The organism is Corynebacterium sp. HMSC06G04 (assembly GCF_001807365.1).
GTDB classification, from domain to species: Bacteria; Actinomycetota; Actinomycetes; order Mycobacteriales; family Mycobacteriaceae; genus Corynebacterium; species Corynebacterium simulans.
In genome coordinates this window covers 96,992-112,810 of sequence record NZ_KV788589.1, presented here as the reverse complement: position 1 = coordinate 112,810, position 15,819 = coordinate 96,992, and the positions used below count along the sequence as shown (strand labels likewise).

The following is a 15,819-nucleotide window of genomic DNA, read 5'->3' as shown; positions in this document are numbered from 1 at the left end:
CTAGCAGAAAAGTACTCCCTACAGGCCCAGCGTGAAGCCGAGCCGGTAGGGAGTACTTATCTATGCAGTTGTCTTGCTTAAAGCGAGAGCTTGCCGCTTGCCAATCCCCACAGAGCGGCGATTGCGCCGATGAAGACGATGGCCACGACGCACCACTCGAAGGAGTTGAAGACGCGCTCCTTCTTATACAGGCGCGTTCCCACGTAAGGGATAAGACCTGGAATAACAGCGAGCGCACCGAGCAAGACATAAACCAGGTCGGCGGCGTAGATAAGCCACAGCGAGTAAGCGAACGCGATGGCGCCGATGACGATATGACGGCGGTTTTCCCGCTTCGAGATTTCCGGGCCCGAAAGATCGAACTTCACACCTGCGTGCGGGTGCGAAAGGCCCTTGCCGCGGATACCCAGTAAAAGCAGGTAGAGCGAGGTGAAGATATAAGGCAGCAGGTACATGATGGTGGCCAGCTGCACCATGGCGTTATATGAAGTCTCATTCAAGAAGAAGACGATGATGAAGACCTGGATAACAAAGGTGGAGATAAGCTGCGCTACCCATGGGGCGCCGGCCACGTTGATGGTGCCGATCTTGCGTGGCAGCAGGCCGTCGATAGCCATCATTACGATGGGTTCAGCACACAGCATCTGCCAAGACACGTAAGCGCCCAACACCGAAAGGCAGAGGCCGATGGAGATAAAAGCCGCGCCCCATGGGCCGACGACAGCTTCTAATACGGAAGCCATGGAGTTATCCGGCAATGCTGCCAGTTCAGCTTGGGAGAGCACACCGAATGACAAGGTGGAGACCGAAACCAAAAGCGCCAGCACGGAGAAGAAACCGATGACGGTGGCACGGCCGACGTCCTTGCGGGAGCGGGCCTGCTTGGAGTAGACGGAGGCACCTTCGACACCGATGAATACCCACACGGTGTAGAGCATGATGCCCTGAATCTGCTCAAAGACGGTTGAGCCGGAATCCTTGCCCCAGAAATCAAAAGTGAACTTGTCCCAGCTAAAGCCGAGGAACGCGATGAAGACTACGAAAGCCAAAATAGGGACGATCTTGGCAATCGAGGTCACCATGTTCATCACAGCGGCCTGCTTAATGCCGCCTGCCAAAACTGCAAAAATGGCCCAAGACATTACCGACACTGCGATGGCGGAGGCCCAGCGATGATCGGCGTCGAAAAGCGGCACATAGTGGCCCAAGGTGTTAAAAAAGAGCGTGGCATACCCCACCTGCGCGATTACGGAGCCAATCCAGTAGCCCCAGCCTGCGGTAAAACCGATGAAATCACCTAGGCCCGCGCGGGCGTAGGAGTACACGCCGGAGTCGAGGTGCGGCTTGCGGTGCGCCAAGTACTGGAACACGAACGCGACAGAGAGCATGCCCACGCCGGCGATGAGCCAACCGATGAGCATTGCGCCGGGACCTGCAACCGAGGCGATGTTTTGAGGAAGCGAGAATATTCCACTGCCCACGGTGGAGCCGATAATCAAGGCGACGAGAGTCCACAGAGTCACCGTGTGATTACCCGATGACTCGGCGTTCGCCGGGGAGGAAGTAGTGGAGGTCATGCGACTAAAATACCCCGCAAAAGCCACGGAGCGAAGTCAGCATTTAAAACCTGATTACTAAACTGCCCTATACTTTGTGGCCATGACTGTTCTGTTGCTCGATGAACGCTGGCCCACGCTGATTCCGATGGAGGCACATGGGGCGCTTTTGGGCCCTGTTAGCTTCACCGGTGAGGTTCCAGTGCGCGTGCGATGGAACTTTAGCGATCTCCTAAAAGGAGAGGACCCAATGGGCGTTGGCCTGCTGGTTTCCACTGATGCGCACGAACCGGAAGTCGTTGCAAGGCTGGATGCTGGCGAGCGTCTTATCGAAGCAGAGTCGCGCAAAGATCCGATGTTTCAGGCGCGTACTGCAATGGCCCAGGCAGTGCGGATTGGCGAGTGGGAACGTGCCCAAACTCACGAGAGTCTGTTGCCTTATCTCGCCGAAGAATCCGCGGAATTTGCCGAATCCGTACGTTCCCAGGCAGGCGATGAGCACATGCGCGGCGAGCTTGGCGACGTCCTGCTACAAGTTCTCTTTCATGCCGAGCTAGCCTCGCGGCGCGGAGCATTCACGCTTGACGACGTCGCGGATTCCTTCGTGGCGAAGCTGCGCTCCCGTGCGCCCTATCTCTTTGATGGAACGAATGAGCTTGTTGCGATTGAGCGGCAGGAGCAGTTGTGGGCAGAAGGAAAGGCCCGCGAAAAGTCGCAGGCCTTGGACTAGCCGGAAATTCTTCTGAAGTTCCTTAGAGCTTCGGCAGGTTCAGCATGGACGAGAGCATCGGAGCATAGTCCGAGATCTTGGAGGACAATCCAGTACCGCCAGTGAGGATGTTGTCCTGCTTGACGATGCCGCAGGCCAGGGCGCGGTCTGCGGTTAGCCCGGAGTACTTCACAGCTGCGATGGTCAGCGGGGAGACCTGTGCGTTCGCGTTGCCGCCAAGGTTCTGCAGGTTGTGAGCGAGCTGGTTGCGGGTGGTGTTCTCGTTAAAGAGCACGCCTTCGGTGTTTTGATCGATGACAGTCAGCGTGGTGCGAACGGTGCCGCAGTCGGCGCCGCTAATGAGCTGCGTGGCGACATTGTTAAGGTCGCCCAAGAAGCTGAGGTCTTGAGCCTGTGCTGCAGCTGGGGCGGCGAGGGAAAGGCTAAGCGCTGCGGCGGTGGCAGCGGCGTAACGGCGAAGGGACATGGAAAGGCTCCTTTTTAAGGTGTGCGGTGCAGGGGCAGGCGTGAAACCTGACCTTGTTACTGTAGCGCAAAATGTTAAAGATGGTGCAGTAGTGAAAGGCCTGACATAACTTCTTGTTGCTTACTGTTAAATTTCTGGAAGGGGAGTGGGGGCCGTAGTGTCAGTTCGGGAAGTGGCTAGGGGAGTCATTATGATTGGCATTCATGACTAAGCGGCTGCGGAAACTCGGGGGCTGCGGCCTGGCCGCAGTCCTCGCTGTCGTCGTTGTGGTTTCTCTCGTGGGCTGGGTGCTTTCTGCCCTAGGCAAGCCTGCAACCTTGAAACCGCTGCGGCCCGTTCCGCAGGCGATGCCGCCGATTGCTGGCATGGAAGTTCCTAACATTGACGTTCATTCGGAAGGGCGCACCGCGGACAAGCTTTCTTATTGGTCCTCCCAGTTGGAATCGCAGACAGGAATCTCCGGCCAGGCGCTACGTGCTTATGGCAACGCCGAGCTCATCGCCCGCGATGCGTGGCCTGAATGCAACCTGCGATGGAATACTCTGGCCGGTCTGGGTTGGGTAGAAACCCGCCATGGCACCTACAACGGCAATTGGCTGCGCCCCTCCAAGCTGGATGAAAATGGGTACCCAGATCCGCCGATTATCGGCATTGCTCTCGACGGCTCGAACGGTACCGCTCATACCCCGGACACGGATGATGGCCAAATCGATGGCGACGCTGAGTTTGATCGCGCCGTCGGGCCGTTGCAGTTCATTCCTTCCTCGTGGTCCCACGTGGGCCGCGATGCCAACGGTGATGGAGTAGCAGATCCCAATCAGATCGATGATGCCGCCCTCGGCGCGGCGGCCTTGCTTTGCTTCGGCGGGCGCAACATGGACAAGTCTGAAGACTGGGAGGCTGGCATCCTCAATTACAACCAGTCCAGGGACTATCTGGAACGCGTTGCCGCTGCTGCCAACTCATATTCGATTCCGCAGCCTGCTTCTTCTTAGAAAAGCCAACTTTTTAGGCAAGTATGTGACATAGTGCCCGACACCGTCCGAAGTTTTCTGGAACAATTGTCTTCAGGTGATTTGGGGCAAGGAACCCGAATCTCATATCAAATCAATTTGGCTCAATAGGAGTGAAAGCAGCATGGCTGACATCATCCACGTATTTGCTCGAGAGATTCTTGATTCTCGCGGTAACCCGACCGTCGAGGCCGAGGTTTTCCTTGATGACGGAGCACGCGGCGTAGCCGGCGTCCCTTCCGGTGCTTCCACCGGTGTGCACGAGGCTCATGAGCTTCGCGATGGTGGTGACCGCTACCTGGGCAAGGGCGTTCTCAAGGCCGTTGAAAACATCAATGAGGAAATCGTCGATGAGATCGCCGGCTTCGAGGCAGACGATCAGCGCCTGCTCGACCAGGCGCTTATTGCGCTCGATGGAACCGAAAACAAGTCCCGCCTTGGTGCAAACGCAATCCTCGGTGTTTCCATCGCTACCGCGAAGGCGGCTGCAGAGTCCGCTGGCCTGCCGCTCTACCGCTACATCGGCGGCCCGAACGCACACGTCCTGCCGGTTCCGATGATGAACATTGTCAACGGCGGCGCACATGCTGACTCCGGTGTTGACGTACAGGAGTTCATGATTGCTCCTATTGGCGCCGAGTCCTTCGCTGAGGCACTGCGCATGGGTGCTGAGGTTTACCACTCCCTGAAGTCCGTTATTAAGTCCAAGGGCCTATCCACCGGCCTGGGCGACGAGGGCGGCTTCGCTCCAGAGGCTGAGTCCACCAAGGCTGCACTCGATCTTATCGTCGAGGCAATCAAGAAGGCTGGCTTCGAGCCAGGCAAGGATATCGCCCTGGCTCTTGACGTTGCTTCCTCTGAGTTCTTCAAGGATGGCAAGTACCACTTCGAAGGCGGCGAGCACACCGCCGAGGAGATGGCCAAGGTCTACGAGGAACTCATCTCGGAATACCCAATCGTCTCCATCGAGGATCCGCTGCAGGAAGATGACTGGGAGGGCTACACCAAGCTCACCGAGACCATCGGTGACAAGGTTCAGATTGTTGGCGACGACTTCTTCGTCACCAACCCGGTACGCCTGGCCGAGGGCATCGAGAAGAAGGCTGCTAACGCACTGCTCGTTAAGGTCAACCAGATCGGCACCTTGACCGAGACCTTCGACGCAGTCGAGCTCGCGCACCGCAACGGCTACCGCACCATGATGTCCCACCGCTCCGGCGAGACCGAGGACACCACCATCGCTGACCTCGCAGTTGCTCTGAACTGTGGCCAGATCAAGACCGGCGCCCCGGCTCGTTCCGAGCGCGTTGCTAAGTACAACCAGCTGCTGCGCATCGAGCAGGAGTTGGGCTCCGGTGCAGTCTACGCAGGCCGCTCCGCGTTCCCGCGTTTCCAGGGCTAAACCCCTCGCGCTGGTTTTAGTTAGGTCGCCTCTTCAAGGTCCCTCGCTACCTACCCTTGGTTTTCAAACGTAGGTGGCGGGGGCTTTGAGAAGGCGGCCTTTTAATTTGTGAGAATTTACTTCATTCACACGCGCGTCACCCGTTTCAATAAGCTCGCGCCGCTAGGATAGAAACCCTATGGCACGCGAGAACCACACTTCGAAGAAATCCCGGACCACCGTCCCCGTGGTCTCGCGCGCTGCTACCCAGCGAGAGGCTGCAGCCAAAGCCAAGAAAACACAGAAGGCACGCGGCGAACGCATGGGCCGTATGGACATTGTTGGTCTCAGCGTCATCCTCGTGGTGGTCCTCATCGTGTTGCTGACCATCGCCGTGCCGCTGCGTAATTACTACCACGTACGCTCTGAAACTGCGCGCCTGCAACATTCCATCGCTGCTAAGCAGGCCCAAAAAGAAGAGCTTCTCAACGAGATCGATAAATACAAGTCGGAGGATTACCTCGAGCAGGAAGCGCGCCGCCGCTTCGGCGTCATCGCGGAGGGCGAGACCGCTTATCGCATCATGGATCGCCGAATGAATCCGGACAGCACGGTCACCACGAACAAGCTTGACGACGTCGATGAGCGTCCGTGGTACGAAATCCTGTGGGGCTCCATCGCAGAAGATGAAGACGTCAGCGCCACGGGCTCGACCAACGCAAACCCGGGCAGCCTGCCGGTAACCCCGGCGTCGCCAAGCGCGGGCCCTGAAAACCCGCCAGCTGCCCAGTAACGCGTACCGTAATTAGCCCGGCTAAAAGCCTTTATGAAGGCGCGGTGAATCCTATGCACCGCAAATGCGCTGCGGCATGAGACAATAGCTGCCATGACCGTCAATGATGCAGACCTAGAAATCGTTAAAGAGCAACTCGGCCGCGCGCCCCGCGGAGTGCTCGACATCGCTTACCGCACTCCAGATGGCCAGCCGGCTGTGGTGAAGACGGCGCCGAAGCTACCGGATGGAACTCCATTTCCTACGTTGTACTATCTGACCGACCCACGTCTTACCGCTGAGGCTTCCCGCCTTGAGGTTGCGCACGTGATGAAGTGGATGGAGGCCCGCCTAGCTGAAGATAAAGAGCTGGCAGAAGATTACGAGCGTGCCCATGAGTACTTCTTGGAAAAGCGCAACGCTATTGAAGACCTAGGTACCACTTTCTCAGGTGGGGGTATGCCAGATCGCGTGAAGTGCCTGCACGTGCTGATTGCTTATGCGCTGGCTGAAGGACCACAGCATTTCCGTCTAGGCACCGAAGCGGTGGCGATGGCTGCGGACCATGGTCGCTTGCGCGGTACCGCAATTCCGGAGGACTGGCCGAGCGTCAACGACCTGGGCATTGATCTGAGCCAGTTCGATTTCTCTAACGCTGAATAGTATTTCCAGGTAAGGCTGAGACCAAGAAGGCAGGTATTACATGACTCGCGTCGCTGCGGTGGATTGCGGCACCAACTCGATTCGTCTGCTCATTAGTGAAGTACAAGCTGACGGCAAGATTCGCGATATCGTCCGCACCATGGAAATCGTGCGTCTGGGGCAGGGCGTAGATGCCACGGGCGAGTTTGCACCAGAGGCCCTTGAGCGCACCCGCGTGGCGCTGGAGGGCTACGTAAAGCAGATGAAGTTTGAGAAGGTTCAGCGCGTACGCATGGTGGCAACGTCTGCTACCCGCGATGCGAAGAACCAGGACGAGTTCTTCGAAATGACGGCGCAGCTGCTGGGCCAGATCGAATCCGGTGCCAAGGCTGAGGTCATCACCGGTGAAGAAGAAGCTCTGCTGTCCTTCAAGGGGGCAGTGGCGGACCTGCGTTCTGAGCGCGGGCCATACTGCGTTATCGACTTAGGCGGCGGCTCGACGGAATTCGTCGTCGGAACTATCGACGGTGACATTCTCGGCGCGCATTCCGCGCAGATGGGCTGCGTGCGCCTGACAGAGCGCATCATGCGCACAGATCCTCCAACGGATTCTGAGATCGAAATCGCGGAAGATTACGTGGAAGAGCGCATGCAGGAAGTTGAAAAGATTGTGCCGATTTCCTCGGCCAAGACTTTCGTTGGCTGCGCGGGTACCTTCACCACGCTGTCTGCTTTGGCACAAGGCCTGGAAAGCTATGACCCCGATGCAATCCATGGCTCGGAGCTGCGTTTTGATGCGCTGCGAGTGCTCACGCGCCAGCTGATGGGGAAGCCTTCGGCTACCCGTGCGCTCAACCCAGTCATCCACCCAGGCCGCGCTGACGTAATCGGCGGTGGCTCGGTGGCTGTCGAGGGCATCATCAAGATGATTGAGCGCAACAGCGACGCCTCTTCATTCTTTATCAGCGAGAAGGATATCCTCGACGGAATCGTCGCCGGCATCGCCGCTGACCTCTAGCGATTCGCACTGAAGCCACCCTATTGCGCAGCAGTGCTGACGGGGTGGCTTAAAATAGAACCGCACCAAGCCCCCATAGCCCAATCGGCAGAGGCAGTTGACTTAAAATCAATTCAGTCTGGGTTCGAGTCCCAGTGGGGGCACCGTGTGAGGTCTCGAGGCATCATTCCTTTTGGATGGTGTCTTGAGGCTTTTGTTTATGCCTTGGTCGTGGGCTTGCGGCAGCTGCAGGCACACGCTCAAGGGCCGCTGACGGCACATACCCAGACGGTAAAACTAGATGACAAACTCCATTCCTCAGCTGTCAGCGACTTTTACAGTTGTCGCGGCTCATAACAAGCGGATTTGCCATCTAGAAGCCCAGAAAGAACGCGAAAGGCCCGGCCTTGAAAGGCCGAGCCTAAAGCTAGGGTTCACTCAAACCCGTGACGGTATGGCCATCTGCGGACTCGCCATCCGCATTGTTGGAGACAGTGGTGTCGCCGCCGGTTGCCTCATTGATGCTGGAGCCAATCACTGCGATGAACATGATTACCGCGATGATGCCGAGTGTTGCGGCCTTTTGGAGTCTCGGCAGGCGTCGCCGCGCTTTGCGCTGGCCACGCCATCTGAGGGCTGTTCTGGAATCCAGTGTCTTCTGGACCAGTGGTTGGAGTAGTCATTGCAAGACTCCTTTGGAGAGCGGTGAGAAAGAAAGCCAAGGTCTCAAGTCCTTGAGTGAACCCGAATGAGACCGCGAGAAGCGGTCACGATTAGTAGCCAAGAACGATTGAAAACTTTGGCGGCACTGAAAGAGGAGTAGTGGCCAAAAATATATGGCGCATCATCTTCTTTTGAGAAGATTTCGCATATCGCCTGGTTCGAAATTTCGATGGTCAGTCGCGGCATTGCTGGACTCGTTTATAGGTTTTTGCTGTCTGATTGTCGTCGTCGGGACAAGTGTGCCGCTATGGAAACGAAATTGCGGTGGGTGAACTAGTTTTCTCGGAAAATGTCATGTAACCGCTATTAGAGTTAGACGAGGCGGTTACGTGACCTCTTATGGGGATAGCTCCGCCGATTCACAAATTATTGGTCCTTTCAAAAGCAAGGAAGAAAATGGAGACCGCTCCTATTACTGAGTGGACTTTCTTTGAAGAAGTCCCAATCCCAAACGATGTTACGGAATTGCTGATTGCGGGTGAACAGCCGCATGCTGCGTATAAGACTTTCCGTGACTCTGCGATCTTTACCTCAAAGCGCCTTATTATCCGCGATGCGCAGGGGTTGACCGGCAAGAAGGTAGAAATCTACTCAATTCCTTACTCCGCTATCAACATGTGGTCCACTGAAAATGCGGGAAGAATTGATTTCAATGCGGAAGTCGAGCTGTGGACGCGAGCGGGGTATCTCAAGATTAAGTTGGGCAAAAAGATTGATGTCCGCCGTATCGATAATCTAATTGCGCATTGCGTTCTAAATAGCTCGTATTAAGCGGAGGAGCCTAAATTCCACCGCATCTGGAGAGATAGCCGCTGGGGGCTTCGAAGGTAGCTGATTTTTAAATAGTTCAGCGAAAGGCTTTGCTTCGGGAACTTAATTCGAATCAAAAGCGTTTCACTTAGTGAAATCTTCAAATAATCCTCCAGCCCCTCAGTTAGTTGATGCTGTTAGGCTGGGCCCGTTGACCCCAGCGACTAATCCAGTGAAAGGAATCGGGAATTTAATGCGTTCTAGCAATCCGGTAATGAACACTCTGACCAAGAGTCAGGGTTCGACTTCGCAGTACGGTGGAAACAATCCGTATGCTGCCAACCAAAACGTAAACCCGTTTGATCAGCAGGGCAGTGGCCAGTCTGCCGAGCGTCCGATGACTGTTGACGACGTCGTTACGAAGACGGGCATCACGCTTGCTGTGCTGATCGTCATGGCCGTCGTCAACTTCTTCATCGGTGTTCAGGTGAGCTACGGTCTTTCGCTGATTCTGACCATCGTGGGCGGCATCGGTAGCTTTGTCGTTACCCTAATCGCAGCTTTCAGTAAGAAGTTTGGCTCTGCGCCTCTGACCATCTCCTATGCGCTTCTCGACGGACTGTTCGTCGGCGGTTTCTCGCTGCTTTTTGCTGGTGTCAATGTTGCTGGCTCCGATGGCATGGCTCTGATCGGCCAGGCAATTATGGGCACTGTTGGTGTGTTTATCGGCATGCTCGTTGTCTACAAGACTGGCGCCGTTAAGGTCACTCCGAAGTTCAACAAGATTATGTTTGGTCTGATTGCAGGTGTGGCTGTTCTGGCACTGGGCAACTTCCTGACCGCAATTTTCTTCGACTTCAACCCGCTGCGCGATGGTGGCATTATCTCCATCATCTTCTCCCTGGTCTGCATTGTCTTGGCTGCAATGTCTTTCTTGACGGACTTCGACCATGCTGATCGTCTGATCCGCATGGGTGCACCGAGCAAGACCGCTTGGGGTGTAGCCCTTGGCCTGACCGTGACCCTGGTCTGGCTCTACACCGAGATTCTGCGCCTGCTGTCCTACTTCCAGAACCGCTAACGACGTTCTGGATTAAACAGCTTTACTTAGCCCTCAGCCTCCAGGGTGAGTCCTTGGCGGCTGGGGGTTCTTTTCTGCGCAACTGGAGGCTTAAGTTTGATAACTCACACTTTTGTAATTCGGGTGTAGAAATGGGGGAATCGATAAATGGTTGAGAGTTTATGGTTCTTCCAACTCTTTTACAGCCTTTTCATATGATTTGAGCAGGAAATATTTTCCCATTTTGAGGTTTAGGCAAGGCATCTTTATACCGTAGAAGACGCCCCGAATTTGACCCAATTCATATCTTGGCGCGACAGGCTGCGCAGATTCGTGCATCCTATTTTCGGGAGGCAGCCAGCGGCTAGCAGCCACAACAGCGGCCTCCGGCTCGTCATTGAAGTCTGATGAAGGGTAGTCATGAAGCAGCAGGGGATTGTTGTAGCGCTGATTGTCAGCATGGGGGTGCTGACGGGCTGCGCTATAGACCTTGCTCCATGGAGCGCGAAGGAAAACCAACCAGATACCGTAAAAGAGGCTGGGGACACCTACGGCACAAGTATGGACAAGGCGGCAGAAAACGCCGACAATCCGGGGGATGCTGTGGAGGCTACCGGGGATGGGGGCTTCAAGGATTCCAATGACACGAGCGACAGCGGTGATGCTGGTGCGGATTCCAGCATCACCGCAGAGGGGGAAGGGAACGGCGTTCTGCCGCCATTCGGCAGTTTCGATCGCACCGACCCAGATTTCGATCTATTTGATCCTTGCACAGAAATTCCAGAGGAGAAGTTAAAGGAGGCTGGTCTTGGTGAACGTCTGGAAGGCGACTTTAGCTTTCCCGACTCCAAACATTGTTCCTTTTTGTTCAACGGAGGCGACGAACCCGCGGTTGTGTCTTTAGCCTCGAGCGAACTTTCTTTCAAAGAAGTAGAAGCGTCGGAAGGTAGAAAAGAAATCTATCGTGGCGCCAAACTACCTGTAGTTGGTTTTGAAAATGAGTTTGGTACCGAGCTCTATTGCGCAATCCACGTTGAAACAGTGCGTGGTGATTTGAGCGTTAGCTTTGGGGATCAAGCCTTAAAAGCTCCGATGCCTGAAAAGTGCAGTTCAGCAGAATCGATATTAATTAGTCTGTCTTAGATTGAAATTGGGGGGAAAATGAAAATTTCATTGAATAACTTCGTCAGAGTGAGTGAGCAGGTTGGCAATCTATCTCGACGATTACGATCAGCGGCTGGGACAGCGATTTCTCCGATTGACGGTAGTTTCTCGAGCGTGAACGGAGTTGGTGACGTTGGAACAATTCATCAACGGGTGATTGCCACGGACCCAGGCTCAGCGAGCAATTCACTGCGTAGCTTCGACGAACAGATCGAATGGTTGTCTAACACGTTGGTAGCTGAAGCTCGAGGGTTTGAATCTCAAGACTTGGCTAATAGTCGTGGTTTGGACATCGCCGATGCAGGTGGCTCGGTAACGGGTGAGGCGATGCCGGTGATGAATCAGCCTGACCCGGGCTATAGCCCTTTTGGCTTCGTGATGCCGGTGGTCAATGTTGGTTCTGACTTGTTCGGGCTGGCGATGGATTTGTTGAATACCAAGATCTGGAGTGTTTCGGAGACCAATTCGCGGTGGCGGTTTCTTTCTTCTGAAGTCGCGGCGATTGTCGATGGGTTGAACGAGGTGGCCTCTTCACTGGAATCTGAAAATGACAGTGAGGCAACTGCACGCGCGGCCCAGAAAATTCGGATGGTGGCGGAATCAGGTAATCACTTCATTGCTAATGCTGAGGTGATGAGCCAGAAACTTTTCGGCTTCCAAGCCAATCTGATGGCTTCCCAGCCGAAGGCGATGGGCTTGGCCATGTCCGCGATGGCGATTCCTGATCCAGCAGCACGCAAGGCCGCCGAGCAGGCAGGTTTGGCCTTCATGCAAAGCGCACTCCAAACCCAAGTGGTCGCCGCGATGCCGTTCCAGCATCCACTGATGACCACGATGCCGCCTTCAGGCGGCGGCGACGTGAGCACCAACTTTGGCGGAGTAAGCGGGAGCGGGCAGCGTTATAGCACTGCCAACGTAGCGTGGCCGAAGCATATCGCTGAAGCGATCTCACGGGGCGAATTGGGGCCGGGTTCTTTCGGGATCGTAAATGGCAAGGTCGAAGGCCTTGAGGGCTTAGGCATGAGCGATGCTGACATTCAGAAGTTCAATAATGACTTGGTCACCAATGGTCGGAATACACTTGCGGAACTAGGCGCGGGAGGCTTCAACCCGATCGCTGCCGGTGATGTCGGCACTAGGGGAGCAAGTGTCAATCTTGCTCCTGTTGCGCCAGGAGGTGCGGGCGCCGGTATGGGCATGGGCCCTGGTGTAGGAGCGGGTGCTCTTGGCGGGGCGCCATCGCTGGCTTCCGGTAGCGGTGCGACCTTAAGTCCAGCGACTATGACCGCAGGTGTGGGAGCTACCGGTGGTCTGGGTTCTGGTGCAGGCACTGGTCCGATGATGGGAGCCCTTGGCGGCGCACCGGCTCTTGCAGGTAATGCTTCAGCGAAGGGGCAAAGCCTTGGTCGTGGACAAGGGCTGGGCCTTGGAGTATCTAACGCAGGTGGCCATGGAGCGGGACGTCTTGGCGCTGTAGGACCGGGCGGAGCTTTTAGCGCCGGTGGAGTTGGCGGCACGGGAGGCATTGGCGGCGCTGGGCTGGCAGGCTCGGCAGGGTCAACCGCGGCGCCGAGTGCACGCACAGGCGCATTGGGTGCTGGTGGAGTAGGCGGTCCGGGTAATACTGCAGGTACCGCTGCAGCGGGCGTTAATTCGGCCCGGGGTGCGGGTAATACACGCGGTGCGATGGGTGGCCGAATGATGCCGTTGATGGCAGGAACCGGCCAGGGCGGCGGGCAAGATCGGCGTATCAAATCGGTGACCAGCAAGGTCGAACGCGATCCCAACCGTCGTGATCTCCTAGGCGAGCCGCCGGCAGCATTGCCGGGTGTCATTGGGGCGTGGGCCCGTGAAGAGAGTTAAGTCGATTGTCGAAGAATGAGTAAAGCGCCCAGGTGGAATGCCTAGGCGCTTTACTGCTAGTGATTGCTAGCTGCTGCTTGGTGCGCAGCATCAGCCGCGACGTTTACTGAGCCGGAACTACCTGGGTCTCAACAACTACGTTCGGATCGCCAGCGGCAGGAGCCTCGGAGCCGGCGGCCTCAGCACCAGTGGCCTCAGCCTCAGGAGCCTGGGTAGCGGAAGCCTCGGACTGGGAGCTGGACTCAGCTGGCTTTGGAGCCTTGCCAGTGTAGGTGGAGGCGTTATCGATCTTCTCGCTGGTGGAATCCTGCTGGTTCGGTGGGTGGCAAGCTGCCAGGGACAGGCCTGCAGCGAAAACCAAACCAGCAGTTGCGAAGCGGGAGAACTTCTTCATGGGTGCTCTTTCTCCAGAATGAATTGAAATAAAAGAAAAGAAAATTAGGACTCGCGCGGAGTTGCGGCCTTAGCTGAATCATACGGCGCTGCGGATTCCACCGTGACCGAAATGGTCTTGCCATTTGGTGCGGTGTACTCGCGGGTCTCACCCTCCTGGGCGCCAATCAGTGCAGCGCCCAGCGGGGACTGCTCAGAGTAGGTCTCCAGGTCCTTGTTATCGGAAGCGGCAGCGCGGGTACCGATAAGGAAGGTTTCCTTATCTTCCTTGTCGCCGTTGTAGTAAACGTGGACAACGGAGCCGACGGTTGCAACGCCCTCCTGAACGGCAGTGCGCTCAGTGGTGGAGTTAGCCAGGACCTCAGAGATTTGCTTGATGCGGGCCTCTTCCTGGTCCTGCATCTCGCGGGCTGCGTCGTAGCCTGCGTTCTCCTTCAGGTCGCCCTCTTCGCGGCGCTCGTTAATCTCGGCAGCAACGACCGGGCGGTGGTCGATGAGAGCCTGCAGCTCAGCTTCAAGCTTGGCCTTGGTCTCCGGGGTGATGTATTGCTTCTGCTGCTCAGCCATAGTGCAACCTTCCGTAAAGCGGGGGTGAAGAAATGAAAATTATATGGATAAGGTCAGCTCCAAAACTGCGATTTGCAGCCGCGACCTGTCCTAAGCGCTACAAATCCTAGCACATGCGCTGCGCCTGCCACGGCGTCGACTAGTGCGTAAGGCTCCGCACTTAAGGGGTGAATCCGCAGGCGAATTGCGGGGCGGGCGGCTATCGCCAAGATATCGAGCAAGAAGACGGTGCCCACCTTGATCAATATAGATTGATAAATCTATTTAGTTGCTGGATTGCTCAACGTAGTCAGGGTGTTCCATATCCAAGTAGGAAGGAATATTTCCCGAGCAACCATAAACGCCACCGGCTACTGCGCGGTGATTAGTGGGGACGTCGACAGCAATGCGCTGGGTTTTCGGGCCGCCGGCAGGGACCGCGAACTCACGGCGTCCGACCTCTGCCTTGGAGTAATCGAAGGCCTGCACGATGCAGTATGCGTCTTCATCGATGTGGTTGCGGGTGACATCCGCCCACACACGGGTGGAATCGTCGGAAAGAACTTCGTGGGTGACGTAGGAGATGTCCGCGTTGACCTTCTCCTGTTTCTGGAAGTACTGCACGCCATAGATAATCGCGGCAATAAACATGGCGGCGAAGACCAAAACGATGGCTTTGTTTGTAATGCTCGAGGTATTATTCGCAGAGCTGTCTGCCGTGGGGCGGGCACCGTAGCGAGCACCTGAACGAGGGGTACCGGCGGAAGTCATGAATCTTAGTCTAACCAACAGTCAAGATTTTCAAACTATCCACTAGGATGGACCTCTGTTCCGAAATTCAGCGCTAGAGGAGATGAACCCTACTATGAGCGACAAGCGCCTACTAGCCATTCACGCGCACCCAGATGACGAATCTTCCAAGGGCGCTGCAACCACTGCGAAATATGCGGCTGAAGGTGCCGAGGTTCTGGTGCTGACCTGTACCGGCGGCGAGCGCGGTGACGTCATCAACCCAGCGATGGATAAGCCGGGTGTGAAAGAAAACATGGGCGAGATTCGCCGCGAAGAGATGGCGAAGGCCGCCGCAGCCTTGGGCGTAGAGCACCGCTGGCTGGGGCATGTCGATTCCGGCCTGCCAGGCGGTGATCCATTCGATCCGGATCTAAAGAATCTGCTGCCGGAAGGTTGCTTCGCACTTATTCCAGATGATGAAGTAGCGCAAGAGTTCGTGAAAACCATTCGTGAGTTCCGCCCCCAGGTCATCGTCACTTATGACGAGATCGGCGGCTATCCGCATCCAGACCACCTGATGGTCCATCGAGCTTCCATCATCGCCTGGGAAAAGGCCGGAGATCCTTCCTACCACCCAGAACTGGGCGAACCTTATACGCCGCAAAAGCTCTATTACTCGCATGGCTTTGTCTACCAGCGCATGAAGCTCTTCCATGATCTTTTGGAAGAAGAGGGAAAGACCAGCCCCTATGGCCCGATGCTGGCGCGCTGGGATACGGCCTTTGGGGACATCATGGCGCGCGTTACCACGCAGGTAGAGTGCGCAGACTACTTCCAAAATCGCGAGGATGCCCTGCGCGCGCATGCCACCCAGATTGATCCGGCAGGAGCATTCTTGGCGACGAACGTCGATGTACAGCAGCGCCTATGGCCCACCGAGGAGTTCGAGCTCGCGCAGACCCGCGTTGCTACTGAGCTGCCGGAGTCGGATTTATTTGCAGGAATTGCCGAAGTAGGGGAGTCTTAGAAGC

General features: G+C 56.2%; 17 protein-coding genes and 1 tRNA gene. 12 read left to right on the top strand and 6 right to left on the bottom strand.

Features of this window, described 5'->3' with window-relative positions; all coding sequences use genetic code 11:
- Positions 1–77: 77 nt before the first annotated feature.
- Positions 78–1,577, bottom strand: a complete 1,500-nt coding sequence (locus HMPREF3158_RS00545; protein WP_062035537.1) for an amino acid permease — start codon at positions 1,575–1,577, stop codon at positions 78–80.
- Positions 1,578–1,659: 82 nt separating this feature from the next.
- Between HMPREF3158_RS00545 and HMPREF3158_RS00540 the strand changes: the two genes are divergently transcribed.
- On the top strand, positions 1,660–2,286 hold the full coding sequence (locus tag HMPREF3158_RS00540; protein WP_062035536.1) for a MazG nucleotide pyrophosphohydrolase domain-containing protein: 627 nt from the start codon (positions 1,660–1,662) through the stop codon (positions 2,284–2,286).
- A 22-nt stretch (positions 2,287–2,308) separates the two neighbouring features.
- Here the strand turns inward: HMPREF3158_RS00540 and HMPREF3158_RS00535 are convergent, their stop codons facing one another.
- Complete coding sequence (locus tag HMPREF3158_RS00535) at positions 2,309–2,752, bottom strand: hypothetical protein (protein ID WP_070496870.1); 444 nt, start codon at positions 2,750–2,752, stop codon at positions 2,309–2,311.
- 203 nt (positions 2,753–2,955) lie between these two features.
- On the opposite strand from HMPREF3158_RS00535, the gene HMPREF3158_RS00530 reads away from it, so the two are divergent.
- The 6 genes from HMPREF3158_RS00530 (at position 2,956) to HMPREF3158_RS00505 (ending at position 7,721) form a co-directional block, all read left to right on the top strand.
- The gene (locus HMPREF3158_RS00530; protein ID WP_062035534.1) at positions 2,956–3,747 is read left to right on the top strand and encodes a lysozyme family protein; all 792 of its coding nucleotides are present in this window, start codon (positions 2,956–2,958) and stop codon (positions 3,745–3,747) included.
- A 142-nt stretch (positions 3,748–3,889) separates the two neighbouring features.
- Positions 3,890–5,167 (top strand): phosphopyruvate hydratase, encoded by a 1,278-nt coding sequence (eno, locus tag HMPREF3158_RS00525; protein WP_070496868.1) that lies wholly within the window; start codon positions 3,890–3,892, stop codon positions 5,165–5,167.
- A 178-nt stretch (positions 5,168–5,345) separates the two neighbouring features.
- Positions 5,346–5,939, top strand: a complete 594-nt coding sequence (locus HMPREF3158_RS00520; RefSeq protein WP_070496865.1) for a septum formation initiator family protein — start codon at positions 5,346–5,348, stop codon at positions 5,937–5,939.
- A 93-nt stretch (positions 5,940–6,032) separates the two neighbouring features.
- Positions 6,033–6,581 carry a DUF501 domain-containing protein gene (locus HMPREF3158_RS00515; RefSeq protein ID WP_062035532.1) on the top strand — a complete coding sequence of 183 codons (549 nt, stop codon included), beginning with the start codon at positions 6,033–6,035 and terminating at the stop codon, positions 6,579–6,581.
- A gap of 40 nt (positions 6,582–6,621) precedes the next feature.
- Positions 6,622–7,578 (top strand): Ppx/GppA phosphatase family protein, encoded by a 957-nt coding sequence (locus HMPREF3158_RS00510; protein ID WP_062035531.1) that lies wholly within the window; start codon positions 6,622–6,624, stop codon positions 7,576–7,578.
- 69 nt (positions 7,579–7,647) lie between these two features.
- Positions 7,648–7,721: transfer RNA gene (locus tag HMPREF3158_RS00505), tRNA-Leu, on the top strand.
- A 263-nt stretch (positions 7,722–7,984) separates the two neighbouring features.
- Here the strand turns inward: HMPREF3158_RS00505 and HMPREF3158_RS13255 are convergent.
- Positions 7,985–8,107, bottom strand: coding sequence for a hypothetical protein (locus HMPREF3158_RS13255; RefSeq protein ID WP_256366452.1), 123 nt, complete (start codon positions 8,105–8,107; stop codon positions 7,985–7,987).
- A gap of 569 nt (positions 8,108–8,676) precedes the next feature.
- On the opposite strand from HMPREF3158_RS13255, the gene HMPREF3158_RS00500 reads away from it, so the two are divergent.
- The 4 genes from HMPREF3158_RS00500 to HMPREF3158_RS00485 all read left to right on the top strand — a co-directional run bounded on the left by HMPREF3158_RS00500 (position 8,677) and on the right by HMPREF3158_RS00485 (position 13,117).
- Complete coding sequence (locus tag HMPREF3158_RS00500) at positions 8,677–9,051, top strand: PH domain-containing protein (protein WP_062035530.1); 375 nt, start codon at positions 8,677–8,679, stop codon at positions 9,049–9,051.
- Between the two features lie 232 nt (positions 9,052–9,283).
- Entirely contained in the window at positions 9,284–10,111 is an 828-nt protein-coding gene (locus HMPREF3158_RS00495; protein ID WP_062035529.1) for a Bax inhibitor-1/YccA family protein, read from the top strand.
- Between the two features lie 399 nt (positions 10,112–10,510).
- Entirely contained in the window at positions 10,511–11,233 is a 723-nt protein-coding gene (locus HMPREF3158_RS00490) for a DUF3558 family protein (RefSeq protein WP_062035528.1), read from the top strand.
- Positions 11,234–11,368: 135 nt separating this feature from the next.
- Positions 11,369–13,117, top strand: a complete 1,749-nt coding sequence (locus tag HMPREF3158_RS00485) for a hypothetical protein (protein ID WP_235591293.1) — start codon at positions 11,369–11,371, stop codon at positions 13,115–13,117.
- A gap of 103 nt (positions 13,118–13,220) precedes the next feature.
- Here HMPREF3158_RS00485 and HMPREF3158_RS00480 read toward each other — a convergent pair whose 3' ends face one another.
- The 3 genes from HMPREF3158_RS00480 to HMPREF3158_RS00470 all read right to left on the bottom strand — a co-directional run bounded on the left by HMPREF3158_RS00480 (position 13,221) and on the right by HMPREF3158_RS00470 (position 14,827).
- The gene (locus HMPREF3158_RS00480) at positions 13,221–13,511 is read right to left on the bottom strand and encodes a hypothetical protein (RefSeq protein WP_062035527.1); all 291 of its coding nucleotides are present in this window, start codon (positions 13,509–13,511) and stop codon (positions 13,221–13,223) included.
- A 44-nt stretch (positions 13,512–13,555) separates the two neighbouring features.
- Positions 13,556–14,077, bottom strand: a complete 522-nt coding sequence (gene greA, locus HMPREF3158_RS00475) for a transcription elongation factor GreA (RefSeq protein WP_061921580.1) — start codon at positions 14,075–14,077, stop codon at positions 13,556–13,558.
- Between the two features lie 264 nt (positions 14,078–14,341).
- Positions 14,342–14,827, bottom strand: a complete 486-nt coding sequence (locus tag HMPREF3158_RS00470) for a DUF4307 domain-containing protein (protein WP_062035526.1) — start codon at positions 14,825–14,827, stop codon at positions 14,342–14,344.
- A 94-nt stretch (positions 14,828–14,921) separates the two neighbouring features.
- On the opposite strand from HMPREF3158_RS00470, the gene mca reads away from it, so the two are divergent.
- Complete coding sequence (mca, locus tag HMPREF3158_RS00465) at positions 14,922–15,815, top strand: mycothiol conjugate amidase Mca (protein WP_062035525.1); 894 nt, start codon at positions 14,922–14,924, stop codon at positions 15,813–15,815.
- Positions 15,816–15,819 lie beyond the last annotated feature (4 nt).

What these genes read in the sequence shown, in the direction of transcription:
- HMPREF3158_RS00530 (WP_062035534.1), top strand. Translation starts at nt 2,956, where the DNA reads ATGACTAAGCGGCTGCGGAAACTCGGGGGCTGCGGCCTGGCCGCAGTC.
- HMPREF3158_RS00520 (WP_070496865.1), top strand. Translation starts at nt 5,346, where the DNA reads ATGGCACGCGAGAACCACACTTCGAAGAAATCCCGGACCACCGTCCCC.
- HMPREF3158_RS00510 (WP_062035531.1), top strand. Translation starts at nt 6,622, where the DNA reads ATGACTCGCGTCGCTGCGGTGGATTGCGGCACCAACTCGATTCGTCTG.
- HMPREF3158_RS00535 (WP_070496870.1), bottom strand. Translation starts at nt 2,752, where the DNA reads ATGTCCCTTCGCCGTTACGCCGCTGCCACCGCCGCAGCGCTTAGCCTT.
- HMPREF3158_RS00545 (WP_062035537.1), bottom strand. Translation starts at nt 1,577, where the DNA reads ATGACCTCCACTACTTCCTCCCCGGCGAACGCCGAGTCATCGGGTAAT.
- HMPREF3158_RS00515 (WP_062035532.1), top strand. Translation starts at nt 6,033, where the DNA reads ATGACCGTCAATGATGCAGACCTAGAAATCGTTAAAGAGCAACTCGGC.
- HMPREF3158_RS00500 (WP_062035530.1), top strand. Translation starts at nt 8,677, where the DNA reads ATGGAGACCGCTCCTATTACTGAGTGGACTTTCTTTGAAGAAGTCCCA.
- HMPREF3158_RS00480 (WP_062035527.1), bottom strand. Translation starts at nt 13,511, where the DNA reads ATGAAGAAGTTCTCCCGCTTCGCAACTGCTGGTTTGGTTTTCGCTGCA.
- HMPREF3158_RS13255 (WP_256366452.1), bottom strand. Translation starts at nt 8,107, where the DNA reads ATGTTCATCGCAGTGATTGGCTCCAGCATCAATGAGGCAACCGGCGGC.
- HMPREF3158_RS00540 (WP_062035536.1), top strand. Translation starts at nt 1,660, where the DNA reads ATGACTGTTCTGTTGCTCGATGAACGCTGGCCCACGCTGATTCCGATG.
- HMPREF3158_RS00470 (WP_062035526.1), bottom strand. Translation starts at nt 14,827, where the DNA reads ATGACTTCCGCCGGTACCCCTCGTTCAGGTGCTCGCTACGGTGCCCGC.
- HMPREF3158_RS00490 (WP_062035528.1), top strand. Translation starts at nt 10,511, where the DNA reads ATGAAGCAGCAGGGGATTGTTGTAGCGCTGATTGTCAGCATGGGGGTG.
- HMPREF3158_RS00495 (WP_062035529.1), top strand. Translation starts at nt 9,284, where the DNA reads ATGCGTTCTAGCAATCCGGTAATGAACACTCTGACCAAGAGTCAGGGT.
- greA (WP_061921580.1), bottom strand. Translation starts at nt 14,077, where the DNA reads ATGGCTGAGCAGCAGAAGCAATACATCACCCCGGAGACCAAGGCCAAG.
- eno (WP_070496868.1), top strand. Translation starts at nt 3,890, where the DNA reads ATGGCTGACATCATCCACGTATTTGCTCGAGAGATTCTTGATTCTCGC.
- mca (WP_062035525.1), top strand. Translation starts at nt 14,922, where the DNA reads ATGAGCGACAAGCGCCTACTAGCCATTCACGCGCACCCAGATGACGAA.